Genomic DNA, 17,146 nt, shown 5'->3' with positions numbered 1-17,146 from the left:
CATTCGTTTACAAACTACTCACGTTCGTTTGGAATGGAAGCCCCTTAGACTGTTTTCATGGCAGACGACAACTCCCGGCCCGTGCGCCGACGGACACTGACCCGCGACAAGGTCGTCGCGGCAGCGCTCGGAATCGTCGACGATCTGGGATGGGAACAGCTCACGATGAGCACCCTCTCGTCGCGCTTGGGAATCGTCACGGCCTCGCTGTACAACCACGTCCGCAATCTCGACGACGTGCGGGGGACCGTGCAGATCCGCGCGATGAGCGATCTCGGAGCGCACCTGCGCGAGGTCGCGATGGGCCGCAGCGGTGTCGACGGGCTTCGCGCCCTCATCGACGCCCACCACACCTGGGCCCTCGAACATCCCCGTCACTACGAGGCATTGACCACCGCACCGGTCGACCGCGACGGTCTGCTCGCCGCCGCACTGGACGCCAACGTGGCCCTGCGCACGATGCTCGCATCCTGCGGCGTTCCGGAGGAGGAGACTCTCGAGGCCGCGGTCGGCATGTTCGCCGCCCTGCACGGTTTCGCGGTCCTCCAGAGCAGCGGCTTCCTGGGCGACGAGCTCGACCTCGACCACATCTACGAGACGGTCGTGCGCGGAGTTCTGACCGGCGCCTCCCTCGACCCCACGAAGACGCGCTAGAGTGGCATCCAACTGAACACGTCCGTCTTCAGATGGAGGGGTCATGCGGACGATCGACACTCTCGGCGACCTCGTCTCACCGCTCGGTGGCACGATCAACGCCGCCAACGTCATCATGCAGCTCGCCCATCCCGGCGTCGGCCAGGGCGTCGTCGACAGCACGGTCGACACCGGCCGCGCCGATCTCCATCCGATCAAGCGGGCCCGCACGACCGGCACCTATCTGGCGGTCGCGGTGTTCGGTAACGACGCCGACCGCGATTTCGTCCGCGAGTCGGTGCGGAAGATCCACGCCCGGGTCACCTCGTCACCCGGCGCGGAGGTCCGCTACAGCGCCAACTCCCCTGCCCTGCAGTTGTGGGTCGCCGCCTGCCTGCTCAAGTACTTCATCGACCAGCACGAGTTCCTCTACGGCCCGCTCACCGAGGAGCAGTACGCCCGGATCCTCCGCGACGGCGCGACCCTCGCGACGACACTGAACGTCCGGCCGGAGTCGTGGCCCACGACCCGCGAGGAGTACGAGGAACTGTGGAAGGCCGGCGTCGCCGACATCTCCATGAACGAGCAGGTGCGCGAGTACCTCACCGAGCTCTGCAATCTCGCGTTCCTCGAGGTGCGTCTCGGACGACTGGGCCGCGGGATCCACCGGGTGCTCGGCAGGTCGTTCGAACTGATCACCCGCGGTGCACTGCCGCCGGAGTTCCGCGACCTCATGCACTACCCCTGGACCACCGACGACCAGCGGCGTTTCGACCGCTATCTCGTGGCGGTCCGGCGCCTGCACCGCGTCACGCCGTGGGTGTGGCCGCTGCTGTGGAAGGCCTATCTGCTCGATCTGCGCACGCGGCGACGCCTCGGACTGCGGGTCTTCTGAGCCCTGCCCTCACACGACGGAGCTCGTCGAGGACCGACCTATCCCGGCGCTCCCGCACGACTCGCGCCTTCCACGAGGTGGGCGAGTTCGTCGAGCGTCCAGGGCGGCGACGTGTCGTGGTCCCGCCACGCCAGCAGCGTCGGTACCGGCTTGTCGAACCGACCGACGAAACATCCGGAGCCGGCGAAGATTCCGCCGGTCACGGTCGCCGTGCCGCTCGCGAGGTAGGCGTAGAGCCGCGCCACGTACTCCGGCGGCGCCGGGTTTCGTGAGCCCTCGTAGGTGACGTCGTCGAGCAGTCCGCGCTCGTGCAGTCGCTCGATGTGCCGCTCGTACTCCGGTCCCGTCGACAACCGTGTGCGGGCTCCCGGGCACACGACGTTGGCCCGCACTCCGTGTTCGCGCAGTTCCGCGGCGATCGCTGCGGTCAGACTGTTCACCGCGCCCTTTCCGGCCGGATATCCGGTACCGCCGTAGTCGCCGAGGAACGCGAACGATCCGGTGTTGACGATCGCCCCGCTCCCCTGCGCCACGAACCGGGGCGCGAACACCCGGCACGTACGGAAGGTGCCGGTCAGATGCGAATCGATCAGGTCGTCCCACTCCTCGTCGGTGACCGTGAGGATCGACGAGCCCGGAGGTTCCGCGGTGCCGGCACAGTTGATCAGCGCGTCCGCCGCCCCGAACTCGTCGAGGGCCGCCCCGAGGAGATCCTCCGCGACCCCGGAGGCGGCCGCCGAACCGGACACTCCGATCGCACTGCCGCCCTGCGACACGAGCTCCTCCACGGTGTCGCGCACCGCCTCGGCGTCGCGGCCGTTGACCACCACCCGCGCACCCTCGTCGACGAGGGTCCGCGCCACCGCCCGTCCGATCCCCCGGCTGGAGCCCGTCACGACCACGACGCGGCCCGCGAGCGGGGTCGAATTGTCCGGCCCCGAATTGTTTTCTGCCATAAGGTTCCCCGTTCACCCATTGCGCTGCCTCGAGTGCCCGAACTATAGTCCAGACACCTGTCCAGAACCGAGGGAACGTCTGATGACACTTCGCCCCACCGACAGCTCCACCCTTCTGATCGACGGCAAGCTCGTACCCGGCAGCGGAGGCACCTTCGCGATCACCGATCCGAGCACCGAAGAACTGCTCGGCCACGCGGCCGAGGGCACCGCCACCGACATGGACGCCGCGATCGCGGCCGCACGTCGCGCCTTCGACGACACCGACTGGTCACGCGACCACACCTTCCGGGCCCGCTGCCTCCGTCAGTTGCGCGACGCCCTGCGCGAGCACATCGAGGAACTGCGGGAGATCACCATCGCCGAGGTGGGCGCTCCCCGATTCCTCACGAGCGCCGCGCATCTCGAAGGCCCCATCGACGACCTGCTGTACTTCGCCGACCTCGCCGAGAGCTACGCGTGGACGCAGGATCTCGGCAACGCCTCCCCCATGGGTATCCCGACGCACCGCTATCTGCTCAAGGAAGCGGTCGGGGTCGTCGGCGCGATCACGCCGTGGAACTTCCCGCACCAGATCAACTTCGCCAAGCTCGGGCCGGCTCTCGCCGCCGGGAACACCGTGGTGCTCAAGCCCGCCCCCGACACCCCGTGGTGCGCTGCCCTGGTCGGGCGGATCGCGGCCGAGGAGACCGACATCCCACCGGGAGTGCTGAACATCGTCACCTCGAGCGATCACCGCCTCGGCGCACAGTTGAGCGAGGATCCGCGCGTCGACCTGATCTCGTTCACCGGTTCCACCGCGACCGGCCGGGCCGTGATGCGCGCGGCCTCCGAGAACCTCAAGAAGGTCTTCCTCGAACTCGGCGGCAAGTCGGCGTTCATCGTCCTCGACGACGCCGACCTGCGCGGTGCCTGTTCGATGGCGGCCTTCACCGTGTGCACGCATGCCGGTCAGGGCTGCGCGATCACCACGCGACTGCTCGTTCCCCGCGAACGGTACGACGAAGCCGTGGCCCTGACCGCGAAGTCCATGAGCGGCATCCGGCCCGGCGACCCGCGCGATCCCGGCACGGTGTGCGGGCCGCTCATCTCCGAGAAGCAGCGGCAGCGCGTGGAGGGATACATCCGCCTCGCCGTCGAGGAGGGCGGCACGATCGTCACCGGCGGCGGACGCCCCGCCGAACACGAGCGCGGCTTCTTCGTCGAACCCACCCTCATCGCCGGCCTCGACAACTCCGCGCGCACAGCGCAGGAGGAGATCTTCGGCCCGGTGCTCGTGATCATTCCTCACGACGGTGACGACGACGCGATCCGCATCGCCAACGACTCCCCCTACGGCCTCTCGGGTTCGGTGTTCGGCACCGATCCGGACCGCATCGCGCGGGTCGTCGCAGGTGTACGGACCGGCACGCTGGGCGTCAACGGCGGCATCTGGTACGCCGCCGACGCCCCGTTCGGGGGCTACAAGCAGTCCGGGATCGGCCGCGAGATGGGTGTGGCCGGTTTCGAGGAGTACCTGGAGACCAAGCTCGTCGCCGAGCCCGCGAGCTGACCCGAACTTCCGAAAGGACTTTTCCGATGGCACGTTTCACCGGTCGCACCGCGATCGTCACCGGCGCCGCCCAGGGGATCGGCGAGGCGTACGCACGTGCGCTCGCCGCCGAGGGCGCAAACGTGGTGATTGCCGACATCGATGCCGAACTCGGCGAGCAGGTCGCCAAGCAGATCGTCGCCGACGGCGGCATCGCGAGCTTCACCTCGGTCGATGTCTCCGACCCCGCCTCCGCCGAGGCACTCGCCGCGTCGACCGTCGAGACCTACGGCGGCATCGACCACGTGGTCAACAATGCCGCCATCTACGGCGGCATGAAACTCGATCTGCTGCTGACGGTCCCGTGGGACTACTACAAGAAGTTCATGAGCGTGAACCTCGACGGTGCCCTCAACGTCACCCGCGCGGTGTGGCCGCACATGACGAAGAACGGCGGGTCGATCGTCAACCAGTCGTCGACGGCGGCCTGGCTGTACTCGGGCTTCTACGGCCTCGCCAAGGTCGGGATCAACGGTCTCACACAGCAACTCGCCGTCGAACTCGGCGGGTCGAACATCCGCATCAACGCGATCGCCCCCGGCCCCATCGACACCGAGGCGACCCGCACCACCACCCCCGCGAACATGGTCGCCGACATGGTGAAGCAGTTGCCGCTCAAGCGCATGGGCACCCCCGACGATCTCGTCGGCATGTGCCTGTTCCTGCTCTCCGACGAGGCCGCCTGGGTCACGGGGCAGATCTTCAACGTCGACGGCGGGCAGGTGATCCGCTCGTGACCGGCCCCGCGATCGGCCGGGTCGGGTACATCGGGCTCGGCAACATGGGGGCGCCCATGGCCGAGCGGCTGCTCACCCGGCCCGGGGGCCTCACCGTGCTCGACGTGGTGCCCGAGGCGATGACCCCGTTCACCGACAAGGGTGCCACCGCGGCGTCGAGCCCGGCGGAGCTGGCCGCCGGCTGCGATCTCGTGTGCGTGACCGTCCTCGACGACGCCCAGGTCCGCGACGTCCTGGCCGGTCCGGACGGACTGCTCGCGACGGCACGGCCCGGCACGGTCGTCGCGGTGCACTCGACGATCTCCGACACCACCGCCGTCGAACTCGCCGCGAAGTGCGCCGAGAAGGGAGTCGACTTCGTCGACGCACCCGTCAGTGGTGGCGCCGGCGGCGCGAAGAACGGCACTCTCGCGGTGATGGTCGGCGCGACCGACGACGGCTTCGCGAAGATCGAGGAACCCTTCGGCATCTTCGCGTCGCTGGTCGTGCACGCGGGTCCCGTCGGGGCGGGAACCCGGATGAAGCTCGCCCGCAACCTGCTCCACTTCATCGCGTTCACCGCGGCAACGGAGGCGCAGCGACTCGCCGAGGCCGCGAGGCTCGACATCACCGAGCTCGGCAAGGTCGTTCGGCACACCGACGCGATCACCGGCGGCGCCGGTTCGATCATGTGGCGCGACACCACATCTCCCCTCGGTGAGGACGACTCCTGGTTCCCGATCTTCTCGCGTGTGCGCGCCCTCGGCGAGAAGGATCTCGCGCTGGCTCTGGACCTCGGCGATCGACTCGGAGTCGACCTGCCGCTCGGAGCCCGGGCGCTGTCCGACCTCGGCCCCGGCCTCGGAGTCGGCACGGGAGAGATCGCACGGACCCGTTCCCGGAAGGAGCACGCATGACCGACGAGACCCGCCGCCGCGGCCTGGAGATGATGTCCAAGGTCTACGGCTGGGAGATGCAGGACGGCCCGGGCGAGCACTTCGCCGTCACCGCCGACCACCTGTTCGCGAACATCTGGACCCGTCCCGGGCTGACCATCCGCGATCGGCGACTGCTGCTGCTCGGGGCACTCACCGCGCAGGGGGCTCCCGACATCGCCGAGATCCAGATCGAGGCGGCGCTGAAGAACGACGAACTCGACGAGCAGCAGCTCCGCGAGATCGCTTTGTTCCTGTGCCACTACGTGGGCTGGCCGCTGGGCTCGAAGCTCGACAATGCAGTGGGCAGCGTGTTGCAGCGACGGAAGGCGGCGGCCCGCTCGTGAGCATCCCCGGCGGGTCCGCACCGGAGCCGGACTGTCCGGAACTCGGGTTCTACGGCCTCGCCGGGCACACCGACGACCCGAGGGCGCTGCTCGACGAGATCACCGTCGCCGAGGAGATCGGTCTCGGTTCGGTCTTCCTGTCGGAACGGTTCGACACCAAGGACGCGGCAGCGCTGGCCGGGGCGGCGGCCGCGACGAGCCGTACGCTCGGGATCGGCACCGCGGCGACCAATCCGCACACCCGCCATCCCCTCGTCACGGCGACGATGGCGACCACCCTGCATCGGTTGAGCCGCGGCCGGTACGCCCTCGGGCTCGGCCGCGGCTTCGACGTGCTGTTCGATCTCATGGGCCTGCCTCGCGTGACGTCGGCGCAGCTCGAGGACACCGTCGACCTGCTCCGGACGCTGTGGCGCGGTGAAGCGGCCGTCGATCATCATGGCCCGGCCGGCGACTTCCCGTATCTGCGACGCACCGCCGAGGGCGTCGACGGCATCCCGATCCTCATGGTCGCGCTCGGCGAGCGCACGCTCGACCTCGCGGGACGCGTGGCCGATGCCGTCGTCCTGCACACCTTCTTCACCGACGACACGCTCGCGCGCGCCGTGAAGACCGTGCGACGCGCCGCCGAGCAGGCCGGCCGCGACCCGCAGTCCGTCCGCATCTGGTCGGTCCTCGCGACCGTCGACGAGTCGATCCCCGAGGATCTCCGGTTGCGGAAACTGACCGGACGGCTCGCGACCTACCTGCAGGGCTACGGTGACGTGCTCGTCCGTGCGAACGGCTGGGACCCTCAGGTACTGCACCGCTTTCGGGACGACGCGCAGGTCCGTGCTCATTCCGGACCGATCGACGCAGCGCCGGTCGAACTGCTGATGCACATCCGGTCGTTGCTGCCCGACGAGTGGCTCGCCGCGAGCGCGACCGGCAGCGCGGCACACTGCGCGACCCGCATCGCCGACCAGTTCGACGCCGGTGCCGACAGCGTGATCCTGCACGGCGCCACACCCACCGAGCTCGCTCCGGTCGTCGCCGCGTGGCGGACGATCCGCGACCCCGAGCGTTTCGCATCCCTACCCGCCAACCCCGGCCGGAGCGCACCATGACCGATCTGTTGCTGTCGGTGGACGACCTGACTCCCGAACGACTCTCGGCCGTGCTCGGCGGCACGGTACGCACGGTGCAGGTCGAGCGGATCGGAACGGGTCAGATCGCCCTGTGTTACCGGCTCGTCCTGACCGGCGACGACGTGCCGTCCTCACTCGTCGCGAAACTCCCGTCACCCGATCCCGGGACGCGGCGGATGCTCGCCGGCGCCTATCGCGGGGAGGCACGCTTCTACAGCGACATCGAGCCGTCCGTCGCGGTGCGCACACCCACCTGCTATCACGTCGCCTCCGGTGAGGACGGCGAGTTCACCCTCCTCCTCGAGGACGCCGCACCCGCACGACCCGGCGACCAGCTCGCCGGGTGCACCGTCGACGAGGCGCACGACGCCGTCCGCAATCTCGCCGGACTGCACGGTCCCCGCTGGTGCGCACCCGATCTCCACGAATCGGACTGGCTCACCACGACGGACGCCGAGCAGGCCCGGATCCTCGCCGAGCTGTACGGTCCGGCCATCGAGACCTTCCTCGACGGTCTCGGCGACCTGATCGGCGCGGAGGACCGCGATACGCTGCGGGCCTGCGCGGAGCTCACGCAGGAGTGGGTGCTCGCGCGATCCGACCGGTTCGCGCTGCTGCACGGCGACTACCGGCTCGACAACCTCCTATTCCCTCCCGGTGGCGAGAGCGGTGTGGTCGCGGTGGACTGGCAGACCCTGACGGTGGGACTCCCCGCCCGCGACCTCGCGTATTTCGTCGGGACGAGCCTGGAACCGGAGGTCCGGCGCGAACACGAGCAGGCCCTGGTCTCGACCTATCACCGCGCGTTGCTGTGCCACGGCGTCGAGGGCTACGGCCTCCAGCAGTGCTGGGACGACTACCGCTTCGCGATGCTGCAGGGTCCGCTCGTCGCGGTCTTCGGGTGCGCCTACGGCACGAGGACCGAGCGCGGCGACCGCATGTTCGCGGTGATGGTGAAGCGGTCGTGCGCCGCGATCCGCGAACTCGACAGTCTCACCGTCGTGTCCGGAAGCATCGGACGCCGCGACCGGTCGGTAGGGTGACTCGGGATACACCGCATCACGCGAGAAGAACGGAGATCCATCCGATGTCCCGCACCACCCTGCCCCGCGAGGCGATCGAACTCGCCGAGGCGACACCGGGTTTCATGCCCCAGGACGAGGGAACCGCACTGCACGAGGCTGCGGTGCAGTATCTCGGTGACGGCGTCGGCGTCGAGATCGGCACCTACTGCGGCCGCTCGACCGTGTATCTCGGAGCTGCGGCCAAGGCGACCGGCGGCACCATCGTCACCGTCGACCACCACCACGGTTCGGAGGAGCATCAGCCCGGCTGGGAGTACCACGATGCGTCACTGGTCGACCCGCACACCGGTCGGCTCGACACCGTCGGCGCTCTCCGGCACACCCTCGCCGACGGCGACCTCGAATCGCACGTCGTCGCGGTGGTCGGCAATTCTCCTGTGGTGGCGTCGTTCTGGCGCACCCCGGCCTCGTTCGTGTTCATCGACGGCGGGCACAGCAGCGAGGCAGCCCGGGCGGACTACGACGGCTGGGCGAAATGGGTGCGCATCGGCGGCGCCCTGATCATCCACGACGTCTTCCCCGACCCGAAGGACGGCGGCCGGCCCCCGTACGAGATCTACTGTCTCGCACTGGAGAGCGGCGAGTTCGTCGAGAAATCGGTGACGTCCTCGCTGCGGGTTCTCGAACGCACCGCCGGCACGGTCGGCTCCCTGCCCGGCAGCTGAACTACGGGACGAGCACCGGGCAGCGCTCGGTGCAGCGGTCGGCGCCCACCTGATCGGCGGGTGCCGCCGCATCCCGGAAGATCGCGCTTCCGCCCGTCGTGCGCGAGAGCGCGTCGGCGGCGAGGATCACCGCTGCGCTGGTCCAGGAACTGACCTCCACCGGCCAACGCTTGCCGTCGGCGTAGACCAGACCGGTCCAGTACGAACCGTCCGGGTCGCGCAGATGCTGCATGGCCGCGAACAATTCACGGGCACGCCCGGCGTGGCCGAGGGCGTCGAGCGCCAGGACCAGTTCGCACGTCTCGGCCCCGGTGACCCACGGACGATGGTCGACGCACCGGATCCCGAGACCGTCGACGACGAAATCCGACCAGCGCTCGCGGATCCGTTCGTGCGCATCGGTGCCGCGCACCGCTCCCCCGAGGATCGGGTAGTACCAGTCCATCGAGTACTCGGGCTTGGGCGTGAACGCCTCGGGGTGCCGACGCAGAGCGTGGCCGAGACGGATCAGCGCGACCTCCCATTCGGGTTGCGCCTCACCGATCAGGTCGGCGATCCGCAGACCGCACCACAGACTCTGGTGGATGCTCGAACAACCTGTGAGCAGCGCTTCGTCGAACATCCCGCCGTCGCCTCGCGCCCACGAGATCTGGCCGCCCGGCAACTGCATGTCGACCACGAGGTCGAGCGCAGCACGCACCGTCGGCCACATGTGCTCGACGAACCCGCGATCGCCCGTCACGAGGTGGTGGTGCCATACGCCCACGGCGATGTAGGCGGTGAAATTGCTGTCGGTGTCGTGGTTCTCGACGATGTCGCCGCGGAACTGGATGGGCCACGACCCGTCGGCACGCTGCGTCCGCCGTGACCACTCGAAGGCGGCGTCCGCCTCTTCACGTAAACCGATGGCGGTCAACGCCATCGCGGATTCGATGTGATCCCACGGGTCGATGTGCCCACCGGGGAACCACGGGACGGCGCCCGAGGGCTCCTGCATCCGCGCGATGGCCCGGCCCGTCGCCAGGCTCTGTTCCGGCGACAGCACACCCGGCACCGACGGCACCGTCAGGCGCGCGGATTCACCGCGCCGCACCGGCGTTTCCCGGCTTCTCGAGGTAGAACACGACACTCTTCCCGATGACGGGATCGAGGATCTTCTCGGCCGTGCGGGTGACCCACGGGGCCTTCATGAGATCCCAGACCAACAGCCGGTGGTACGCCTTCGTCAGCGGATTGTCGTCGTTGTCGACGCCGACGGCGCACTTGAGCCACCAGTACGGCGCGTGCAGCGCGTGGGCGTGGTCGGTACCCGAGACCGTGAGACCGGCGGCGGTGAGTTTCGCGGCGAGTTCGTCGGCCTTGTAGATGCGGATGTGCCCGCCCTCCACCTCGTGGTAGGCGTCCGACAGTGCCCAGCAGATCTTCTCCGGCAGCCAGCGCGGCACGGTTACGGCCGCGACACCACCGGGCTTGAGGACCCGGACGAGTTCGGCGATGGCCCGCTCGTCCTCCGGCACGTGCTCGAGCACCTCGGAGATGAGCACGAGATCGAAGGTCGCGTCGTCGTAGGGCAGCGCGAGCGCGTCGCCGACCTCGGCCCGGGCGAGCGCACCCTCGGGGACCTCGCCTTCGAGTTCCATCGCGACGAACATGTCGGCGACGGCCTTCATGTCGTCGGCGTTCTGGTCGAAGGCGACGACGTCCGCGCCGCGGCGGTACAGCTCGAAGGAGTGGCGCCCCGCGCCGGCCCCGATGTCGAGAGCGCGTATCCCCGGTACGACGCCCAGGCGGTCGAAGTCGACGGTCAGCATCCGTTCTTCCCCTCTCGATGCGCGGCGATCGCCTTGTCGTAGATCGCGGCGGTCTGCGCGGCCACGGCCGCCCAGCTGTAGCGTTCGAGCACCCGGTCGCGGCCCTTCGCGCCGAGACGCCGACGCTCGGCCGGGTCGTCGAACAGGCCCGCGAGCCCCGCTGCGAGCTGTTCGGCGTCGCCCGGGGGCACCAGCAGACCGGCGTCCCCGACGACCTCGGGGATGGCCCCGGCGCGGCTCGCGACGAGCGGTGTTCCGCACGACATCGCCTCGACGGCCGGCAACGAGAATCCCTCGTACAGCGACGGCACCGCCGCGACCTCGGCGGAGGCGAGCAGGTCGGCGAGTTCGGTGTCGTCGATCCCGGAGACGGTGCGCACGACGTCGCCGATCGCGAGTTCGTCGATGAGCTTCTCGGTGGCGCCGCCCGGGGCGAGCTTCGAGACGAGGACCAGTTCGATCTCGCGTTCGGTCCGCAGCTTCGCGACCGCCTCGAGCAGGGTGGGAACACCCTTGAGCGGGGCGTCGGCACTCGCGACGCAGACGATCCGGCCGGGAACGCGCTCGTCCTTCCGCGGCGCGAACACCTCCGTGTTCACGCCGAGCGGGATCGTGTGGATGCGTTCGGATTCGATCCCGAAGGCCGTGCGGATGTCGTCGGCCGAGTTCTCCGACACCGTGAGCAGCGTGGGAATCTGCCGGGCCACCTTCTCCTGCATGCGCAGGAATCCGTACCAGCGCCGGAGCGTGATCCTACGGCGGAGGGTGGTCGCGGAGGCGAGATCGAGTTCGCGGTCGCGTGTGATCGGATGGTGGATCGTCGCAACGAGGGGAAGGTCCTCGGCGATGCGCAGCAACCCGGACGCGAGCGACTGGTTGTCGTGCACGACGTCGAAGTCGCCGAGGCGGTCGCGCAACAGTCGTGCGGCGCGCAGACCGAAGGTGCGCGGTTCGGGGAAACCGGCGGTCCACATGGTGGCGACCTCGAGGACGTCGATCCAGTCGCGGTATTCACCCGGTTTCGGGGTGCGGAACGGATCGTCGTCGCGATAGAGATCGAGACTGGGCACCTTCGTGAGCGTCACGCCGGGGTCGAGCTCGGGGTACGGCTGCCCGGAGAACACCTCGACGGTGTGTCCCTGGGCGACGAGTTCGCGACTGAGATGGCGAACGTAGACCCCCTGACCCCCACAATGCGGCTTGCTCCGGTACGACAACAGAGCTATGCGCACATTCCACCTCGGGGTTCGCTCGGAGGGCCAGGTCGCTCGGACAGATGTCCACTAGTTGTGTAGGGCACACACTAGAACATGTTTTGTGTCCTCACGATAGCGAGCCGGACCGCACCCGGTGCGGATCGGCGATGCGAGTGGGACGGCGAGCCGACACCGCCTGCGAACGGCTGACGACGACGAAGCCCCGGTATCGATGTGATACCGGGGCTTCGTCTGGAGCGACCCTGACGGGACTCGAACCCGCGACCTCCGCCGTGACAGGGCGGCGCGCTAACCAACTGCGCCACAGGGCCATGAGGAACCGAAGTTCCCACAGCTCGACCCACCGCAACCGGTGGGTCGAAGATATGAAATTGATGGTTGTTCGCCGGACAACCGTGGTGGCCAGGGCCGGGATCGAACCGGCGACCTTCCGCTTTTCAGGCGGACGCTCGTACCAACTGAGCTACCTGGCCGGACGGCACCCGAACCGAATGCCGATCGAAACTCTGGAGCGACCCTGACGGGACTCGAACCCGCGACCTCCGCCGTGACAGGGCGGCGCGCTAACCAACTGCGCCACAGGGCCATACATATTCACTTCTCACACCAAGATACTGCACACTTCGACGAGGTCGAAGCGTACCCCCTACGGGATTCGAACCCGCGCTACCGCCTTGAAAGGGCGGCGTCCTAGGCCGCTAGACGAAGGGGGCCCGATCGGATTTCTCCGAACCGCACCCTCAACGGGTTTGGCGTTCCGTTGGGAGCTTGGACAGCTTATGCCACGGCATTCGCGAATCACAAATCAGCAGGTCAAGTGGTCGATTCGTCGTTGTCGGGCCTGCTCGGCCAGCCCTTCTCCCGCCACTGCGCGAGCCACTGCTCCGACGCCATCGCCTCGAGCGGCACCTCCACGCAGGCCTCGAAGCGTGCGCGGACGTCGGTCTCCGGCGCCGTGAGGTCGGCGAGATAGCGCTGACCGGCGAGCGACGACGCGATCGCCTCGACGAAACGCCGGAGGTCGACATCGGGCCGGAACAGGCCCTTCTCCTGCGCTTCGCGCGCCAGCTGATAGCCGGCCCGCCCCCACAGGACGCTGCCGCGCAGCCTGACCTCCTCCGCGAACTCGGGTTCGGTGACCAGACGGAACTCCGCGGCGATGACCACGTCGTCGTGCAGAGCCGCACCGAGATCACCGACGAGACCGTGCAGCCGCTCGAAGGGGTCGAGATCGGGGACGTCCATCCACCTGCCGACGATGGCACGGTAGTGCTCGAGTCCTTCGTCGAGTACCGCCCGGGCCAGATCCTCCTTGGACGCGAAGTGGAAGTACATCGCACCCTTGGTCGCGTTCGACTGCTCGAGGATGGCGTTGATCGATGCTGCGGCGAAACCTCGCCGCGCGAATTCGGTGGCTGCCGATCGGACGATCGCAGCCCGCGTACGACGCGCACGCTCCTGTTGACGGGGCATGGGGAAATTCAGCCTTCCACGTTCCTGTGTTCCCCCACGAGACAACTCTAGTCTGCCCCCACAATCCCGGCTCCGGGCCGTGTTCCACCGGGTGAAATGTGAAATCCCACCCCCGAGACCCCGGGTTTCCACAGAACACACCGAGTGGTACGCTTTGTCCGGCTCGGGTGCGAAGCAGGGGGTGGGCACCCGGGCCTCTTTCCATTGGTCACCGGCAGCGTCCGCACCGCCGGATGTCCGATATCATCGATCGCGCAGCGTGGCTCACCCTGTGATGTGGTCACCGCACCATGCGGTGTGGTCACTGCGGTGTGGTTACACTGTGCGCCCATGCCCCTATAGCTCAGTTGGTAGAGCTACGGACTTTTAATCCGCAGGTCGTAGGTTCGAGCCCTACTGGGGGCACCGGCAACGCCGGCGTCGTACGCGACGCCGGCGTTCGTCGTTCCGGAACGTTCCGCAGCCTGGTCGGAGACGGCGCGGTCCTTCATCAGAGACGGTGGGAGCCGGGCGGGACGTCGTCGGTGTTCCGGCCGAGTTCCCTCTCCGCCTCACGGCGTGCTTCGAGACGCTCCTGCTCGATCCGGCGCTGTTCGAGATCCGTGCGGGCCTGCTTCAGATCACGTCCGCGCTTGCGGTAGCGGGTGAGCGCGACGACGAAGATCACCGCGAGCAGAGCTCCGACGATCGCACCGATCAACGTGGCGCCGCGGAAACCCGGCGCGTCCACGTCGAGGATCCGCTCCCCCGCATGCGCACCGTTCCCGGTGCCCAGCACGACCGCCAGGGTCATGAGGTTCGGCAGGGCGACCACCAGCGCGAGCACGCCGAAGGCGATCTGCAGCCCGCGGCTGTACCTCCAGTTGCGGACCTGCCAGATCCATGCGAGCAGCGCGATGGGGATCGCCGTGCAGAGGATGCCGAAGAGCAGACCCCACAGCACTCCGCGCGCGAAGCCACCCTCGGCGAGGTTTGCGATCCGCTGCGCCCACCAGCGAGGAACGAACGCCGCCAGGGTGTAGTAGGCGATGACGAGCACGATCAGCGCCACGACCACGGCGATGGTCTTCTTCGCCCACGGCGGCAAGCTTTTCCGCGAACCCGCTTCGTCGACATTCATGTCCGTCATTTCGAACCCTTCTCGCCGATCGGTACGTGCACCTGCCGTGCGCATCTCAGCCTACGGACCACCGCATTCGGGGCAGTGCATTCGGGCAGGTCTCTTCGCACTGCGAATTTCACCCGGTGCGGTTGCCCGTCTTTGTATACGGTGAGCCGCAGGGGTAATCGAATGTTCATCGTCCGGGGAGGAACATGCGCAGTTTCGTGGACCTGGGCCTGTTCCTGGCCGCCGTCGCTCTGGGAATCGGGTCGGTGTTGCCGGTGGTCGGCGGGATACGACCCACCGAGATTCCCCTGTCGGCGCTGCGCGACGGTTTCCCCGACGGCGATCTCGCCGGAGTCGCGGTCCCGGGTCTGCCGCTGTACGAGTCCCTCGCGGTACCGCTGGTCGTGGCCGCGGTCCTGCTCCTCGCCGCCGCACTGTTCGACTCGGTGGCCGTCGGCTGGGCCGGGACGCTGATCGGTGTCGCGACGGCCGCGGTGTTCTGGACGCGCCTGTTCCAGACCCACGGTGAGTACGTCGAACTCAATCGCAGTACGACACTGACCAATCAGAACGGGACCGTGCTCCTGCTCAGCGGCACGCTCGTCGCGCTGCTGTGCTGCCTCATCGCGCTGCGCCGTTCGTCGACGAGCGCCGCCTCGCTCGACTGACGCCTCCCGCTGGAACGAGCCTCGTCCCGATACTCTCTCGGCACCGGGTGGCCACTTCGGGGCACCCACGAGTCAAGGCAGGAACGATGGCAAGTCTCGACGATCTGATGTCCCGCATTCCCGTCGACCAGGTGGCGCAGCGGCTCGGTGTCGACAACGCGACGGCGGAGACGGCCGTCCGCGCTGTGCTCCCCACCCTCGTCGGTGGACTCGACGCCAACGCCCAGAACCCGACCGGGGCGGCGTCACTGCTCTCCGCGCTGGGCAAGCACTCCGAGTCGAACCTGGCCGAGGGTGAGGTCGACGTCGACGGGATCGACACCGAGGACGGCGACAGGATCGTCTCCAACGTCTTCGGCGACAAGAAGGACCAGGTGATCTCGACCCTCGGTTCCGTGAACGGCGCCGGCGGGAACGATCTGATCGCCAAGGTCCTGCCGATCATCGCTCCGATCGTGCTGTCCTATCTCGCCAAGCAGATCGGCGGCGGGGCGGGAACGAACACCGCGAGCGCCCCGCAGGGCGGCGGTCTCGCAGATCTCCTCGGGGGTCTGCTGAAGAACGCCGGTGGCGGATCGGCCGGCTCCGGTGGCGGAATCGGTGACGTCCTCGGCAGCGTGCTCGGCGGCAGTTCGGGTGGTGGACTCGGGGGCCTCCTCGGTGGACTTCTCGGTGGCGGCAAGCGCTGAGACCCGCTGGAGCAGCACGTTCCGCTCGCCCGTGTGATACGGCACGAGCGGGACGGTGCTGTCGTCGGGCGGTTCGGACCTGTACCGTGATCCGGGCGAATACGGGGGGCCACCGGCGCACCGCGTGCCGCGGCGACGAACGGCCGGGCTCCCCTCCTCCGTAGGCCGGCGGAGTACACGGACACGATGTGAGGGGTAGAAGAGCATGACGCGAGTCCTGACTCAACTGGAGCTGCTGCGAGAGCTGGAGCCTGTGGCCGAAGCGAACCTCAACCGGCATCTCTCGATGGCGAAGGACTGGCATCCCCACGACTACGTGCCGTGGGACGAGGGCCGGAACTTCGCCGCGATGGGCGGTGTCGACTGGGAACCGGAGCAGTCGAAGCTCGACGAGGTCGCCAAGGCGGCCATGATCACCAACCTGCTCACCGAGGACAATCTGCCCTCCTACCACCGGGAGATCGCCGAGAGCTTCTCTCGCGACGGCGCCTGGGGTACCTGGGTCGGCCGGTGGACGGCGGAGGAGAACCGCCACGGCATCGTCATGCGCGACTACCTGGTCGTCACGCGCGGTGTCGATCCCGTCGCACTCGAGAACGCCCGCATGGAGCACATGACGAACGGCTTCTCGTCCCCCAACTCGACCGGCATGCTCCACTCCGTCGCCTACGTGACCTTCCAGGAACTCGCGACCCGCGTGTCGCACCGCAACACCGGCCGTGCCTGCGACGACTCGATCGCCGACAAGATGCTCCAGCGCATCGCCGCCGACGAGAACCTGCACATGATCTTCTACCGGAACATCTGCGACGCGGCGATCGACATCGCTCCGGCCCAGACGCTCGCCGCGATCGTCGAGGTGCTCGAGAACTTCCAGATGCCCGGCGCCGGCATGCCGAACTTCCGTCGCAACGGCGTGCTCATGGCCAAGCACGGCATCTACGACCTGCGTCAGCACCTCGACGACGTCGTGATGCCGGTGCTGCGCAAGTGGAGGATCTTCGAGCGCGATCTCGGCAGCGAGGCGCAGCAGGATCTCGACAAGCTCGGCAACTTCCTCGACGAACTGGGACGTCAGGCCGGGCGGTTCGAGGAGATGCGCGATCGCTCCCTCGCCCGTGAGGCCGCCAAGCGCGAGAAGGTCGGCGCGGACGCCTGAGTCCCATGTGTGCGGACGCCTGAGTCCCATGTGTGCGGACGCCTGAGTCCGGATGCACACCGCCGCCGAGT

At 68.3% G+C, this 17,146-nt stretch carries 18 protein-coding genes and 5 tRNA genes; 13 read left to right on the top strand and 10 right to left on the bottom strand.

Annotation, left to right across the window (positions count from 1 at the left end; translation table 11 throughout):
* Positions 1-57 precede the first annotated feature (57 nt).
* Positions 58-654, top strand: coding sequence for a TetR/AcrR family transcriptional regulator (locus ACPCXD_RS10235; protein ID WP_088897456.1), 597 nt, complete (start codon positions 58-60; stop codon positions 652-654).
* Between the two features lie 43 nt (positions 655-697).
* On the top strand, positions 698-1,528 hold the full coding sequence (locus ACPCXD_RS10230) for an oxygenase MpaB family protein (protein WP_145691348.1): 831 nt from the start codon (positions 698-700) through the stop codon (positions 1,526-1,528).
* A 38-nt stretch (positions 1,529-1,566) separates the two neighbouring features.
* Here the strand turns inward: ACPCXD_RS10230 and ACPCXD_RS10225 are convergent, their stop codons facing one another.
* A complete protein-coding gene (locus ACPCXD_RS10225; RefSeq protein ID WP_145691349.1) occupies positions 1,567-2,484 on the bottom strand; it encodes an SDR family NAD(P)-dependent oxidoreductase in 918 nt (305 codons plus the stop codon).
* Between the two features lie 82 nt (positions 2,485-2,566).
* Between ACPCXD_RS10225 and ACPCXD_RS10220 the strand changes: the two genes are divergently transcribed.
* From ACPCXD_RS10220 to ACPCXD_RS10190, 7 genes are read left to right on the top strand one after another with little or no spacing between them, the layout of a single operon-like run.
* Positions 2,567-4,036, top strand: a complete 1,470-nt coding sequence (locus ACPCXD_RS10220) for an aldehyde dehydrogenase (protein WP_145691350.1) — start codon at positions 2,567-2,569, stop codon at positions 4,034-4,036.
* Positions 4,037-4,062: 26 nt separating this feature from the next.
* On the top strand, positions 4,063-4,812 hold the full coding sequence (locus tag ACPCXD_RS10215; protein WP_016693006.1) for an SDR family oxidoreductase: 750 nt from the start codon (positions 4,063-4,065) through the stop codon (positions 4,810-4,812).
* The gene (locus tag ACPCXD_RS10210; protein ID WP_423659417.1) at positions 4,809-5,708 is read left to right on the top strand and encodes an NAD(P)-dependent oxidoreductase; all 900 of its coding nucleotides are present in this window, start codon (positions 4,809-4,811) and stop codon (positions 5,706-5,708) included. Before ACPCXD_RS10215 ends, ACPCXD_RS10210 begins: the two co-directional genes overlap by 4 nt.
* Positions 5,705-6,073, top strand: a complete 369-nt coding sequence (locus ACPCXD_RS10205; protein WP_016693004.1) for a carboxymuconolactone decarboxylase family protein — start codon at positions 5,705-5,707, stop codon at positions 6,071-6,073. Before ACPCXD_RS10210 ends, ACPCXD_RS10205 begins: the two co-directional genes overlap by 4 nt.
* Positions 6,070-7,179, top strand: a complete 1,110-nt coding sequence (locus tag ACPCXD_RS10200) for a TIGR03857 family LLM class F420-dependent oxidoreductase (RefSeq protein WP_145691351.1) — start codon at positions 6,070-6,072, stop codon at positions 7,177-7,179. The genes ACPCXD_RS10205 and ACPCXD_RS10200 overlap by 4 nt, the downstream gene beginning before the upstream one ends.
* Complete coding sequence (locus ACPCXD_RS10195) at positions 7,176-8,243, top strand: phosphotransferase (protein WP_088897461.1); 1,068 nt, start codon at positions 7,176-7,178, stop codon at positions 8,241-8,243. Before ACPCXD_RS10200 ends, ACPCXD_RS10195 begins: the two co-directional genes overlap by 4 nt.
* A gap of 44 nt (positions 8,244-8,287) precedes the next feature.
* Positions 8,288-8,950: a class I SAM-dependent methyltransferase gene (locus ACPCXD_RS10190; RefSeq protein ID WP_016695561.1), complete on the top strand. Its 663-nt coding sequence runs from the start codon at positions 8,288-8,290 to the stop codon at positions 8,948-8,950.
* 1 nt (position 8,951) lies between these two features.
* On the opposite strand, the gene ACPCXD_RS10185 is transcribed toward ACPCXD_RS10190, so the two are convergent.
* From ACPCXD_RS10185 to ACPCXD_RS10150, 8 genes are all read right to left on the bottom strand, one after another.
* Positions 8,952-10,043, bottom strand: a complete 1,092-nt coding sequence (locus tag ACPCXD_RS10185; protein ID WP_088897462.1) for a glucosidase family protein — start codon at positions 10,041-10,043, stop codon at positions 8,952-8,954.
* Entirely contained in the window at positions 10,030-10,761 is a 732-nt protein-coding gene (locus ACPCXD_RS10180; RefSeq protein ID WP_088897463.1) for a class I SAM-dependent methyltransferase, read from the bottom strand. Before ACPCXD_RS10180 ends, ACPCXD_RS10185 begins: the two co-directional genes overlap by 14 nt.
* Positions 10,755-11,993 carry a glycosyltransferase family 4 protein gene (locus ACPCXD_RS10175; protein ID WP_088897464.1) on the bottom strand — a complete coding sequence of 413 codons (1,239 nt, stop codon included), beginning with the start codon at positions 11,991-11,993 and terminating at the stop codon, positions 10,755-10,757. The genes ACPCXD_RS10180 and ACPCXD_RS10175 overlap by 7 nt, the downstream gene beginning before the upstream one ends.
* Before the next feature lie 222 nt (positions 11,994-12,215).
* Positions 12,216-12,289: transfer RNA gene (locus ACPCXD_RS10170), tRNA-Asp, on the bottom strand.
* An 85-nt stretch (positions 12,290-12,374) separates the two neighbouring features.
* A tRNA-Phe gene (locus ACPCXD_RS10165) sits at positions 12,375-12,451 on the bottom strand.
* Between the two features lie 39 nt (positions 12,452-12,490).
* Positions 12,491-12,564, bottom strand: a tRNA-Asp gene (locus ACPCXD_RS10160).
* 54 nt (positions 12,565-12,618) lie between these two features.
* Positions 12,619-12,691, bottom strand: a tRNA-Glu gene (locus tag ACPCXD_RS10155).
* A gap of 100 nt (positions 12,692-12,791) precedes the next feature.
* The gene (locus ACPCXD_RS10150) at positions 12,792-13,451 is read right to left on the bottom strand and encodes a TetR family transcriptional regulator (protein ID WP_145691352.1); all 660 of its coding nucleotides are present in this window, start codon (positions 13,449-13,451) and stop codon (positions 12,792-12,794) included.
* A 332-nt stretch (positions 13,452-13,783) separates the two neighbouring features.
* Here ACPCXD_RS10150 and ACPCXD_RS10145 point away from each other — a divergent pair.
* Positions 13,784-13,856 (top strand) — tRNA-Lys (locus ACPCXD_RS10145).
* An 85-nt stretch (positions 13,857-13,941) separates the two neighbouring features.
* Here ACPCXD_RS10145 and ACPCXD_RS10140 read toward each other — a convergent pair.
* Positions 13,942-14,580, bottom strand: coding sequence for a hypothetical protein (locus tag ACPCXD_RS10140; RefSeq protein ID WP_088897466.1), 639 nt, complete (start codon positions 14,578-14,580; stop codon positions 13,942-13,944).
* A 185-nt stretch (positions 14,581-14,765) separates the two neighbouring features.
* On the opposite strand from ACPCXD_RS10140, the gene ACPCXD_RS10135 reads away from it, so the two are divergent.
* The 3 genes from ACPCXD_RS10135 to ACPCXD_RS10125 all read left to right on the top strand — a co-directional run bounded on the left by ACPCXD_RS10135 (position 14,766) and on the right by ACPCXD_RS10125 (position 17,075).
* Complete coding sequence (locus tag ACPCXD_RS10135) at positions 14,766-15,227, top strand: hypothetical protein (RefSeq protein WP_016695567.1); 462 nt, start codon at positions 14,766-14,768, stop codon at positions 15,225-15,227.
* A gap of 86 nt (positions 15,228-15,313) precedes the next feature.
* A complete protein-coding gene (locus ACPCXD_RS10130; RefSeq protein ID WP_088897467.1) occupies positions 15,314-15,916 on the top strand; it encodes a DUF937 domain-containing protein in 603 nt (200 codons plus the stop codon).
* 205 nt (positions 15,917-16,121) lie between these two features.
* The gene (locus ACPCXD_RS10125) at positions 16,122-17,075 is read left to right on the top strand and encodes an acyl-ACP desaturase (protein ID WP_088897468.1); all 954 of its coding nucleotides are present in this window, start codon (positions 16,122-16,124) and stop codon (positions 17,073-17,075) included.
* Positions 17,076-17,146: the final 71 nt, after the last annotated feature.

Origin of the sequence: Rhodococcus sp. AB351, from assembly GCF_049538275.1 — a bacterium.
Lineage (GTDB): Bacteria > Actinomycetota > Actinomycetes > Mycobacteriales > Mycobacteriaceae > Rhodococcus.
Note: the sequence above shows the minus strand (reverse complement) of the source record. Positions and strands in the feature narration are given on the sequence as shown.

Excerpts from the sequence above, each read along its gene's own strand:
- ACPCXD_RS10215 (WP_016693006.1), top strand. The coding sequence starts at position 4,063 with ATGGCACGTTTCACCGGTCGCACCGCGATCGTCACCGGCGCCGCCCAG.
- ACPCXD_RS10205 (WP_016693004.1), top strand. The coding sequence starts at position 5,705 with ATGACCGACGAGACCCGCCGCCGCGGCCTGGAGATGATGTCCAAGGTC.
- ACPCXD_RS10130 (WP_088897467.1), top strand. The coding sequence starts at position 15,314 with ATGGCAAGTCTCGACGATCTGATGTCCCGCATTCCCGTCGACCAGGTG.
- ACPCXD_RS10230 (WP_145691348.1), top strand. The coding sequence starts at position 698 with ATGCGGACGATCGACACTCTCGGCGACCTCGTCTCACCGCTCGGTGGC.
- ACPCXD_RS10135 (WP_016695567.1), top strand. The coding sequence starts at position 14,766 with ATGCGCAGTTTCGTGGACCTGGGCCTGTTCCTGGCCGCCGTCGCTCTG.
- ACPCXD_RS10190 (WP_016695561.1), top strand. The coding sequence starts at position 8,288 with ATGTCCCGCACCACCCTGCCCCGCGAGGCGATCGAACTCGCCGAGGCG.
- ACPCXD_RS10150 (WP_145691352.1), bottom strand. The coding sequence starts at position 13,451 with ATGCCCCGTCAACAGGAGCGTGCGCGTCGTACGCGGGCTGCGATCGTC.
- ACPCXD_RS10220 (WP_145691350.1), top strand. The coding sequence starts at position 2,567 with ATGACACTTCGCCCCACCGACAGCTCCACCCTTCTGATCGACGGCAAG.
- ACPCXD_RS10125 (WP_088897468.1), top strand. The coding sequence starts at position 16,122 with ATGACGCGAGTCCTGACTCAACTGGAGCTGCTGCGAGAGCTGGAGCCT.
- ACPCXD_RS10140 (WP_088897466.1), bottom strand. The coding sequence starts at position 14,580 with ATGACGGACATGAATGTCGACGAAGCGGGTTCGCGGAAAAGCTTGCCG.
- ACPCXD_RS10180 (WP_088897463.1), bottom strand. The coding sequence starts at position 10,761 with ATGCTGACCGTCGACTTCGACCGCCTGGGCGTCGTACCGGGGATACGC.
- ACPCXD_RS10235 (WP_088897456.1), top strand. The coding sequence starts at position 58 with ATGGCAGACGACAACTCCCGGCCCGTGCGCCGACGGACACTGACCCGC.
- ACPCXD_RS10225 (WP_145691349.1), bottom strand. The coding sequence starts at position 2,484 with ATGGCAGAAAACAATTCGGGGCCGGACAATTCGACCCCGCTCGCGGGC.
- ACPCXD_RS10195 (WP_088897461.1), top strand. The coding sequence starts at position 7,176 with ATGACCGATCTGTTGCTGTCGGTGGACGACCTGACTCCCGAACGACTC.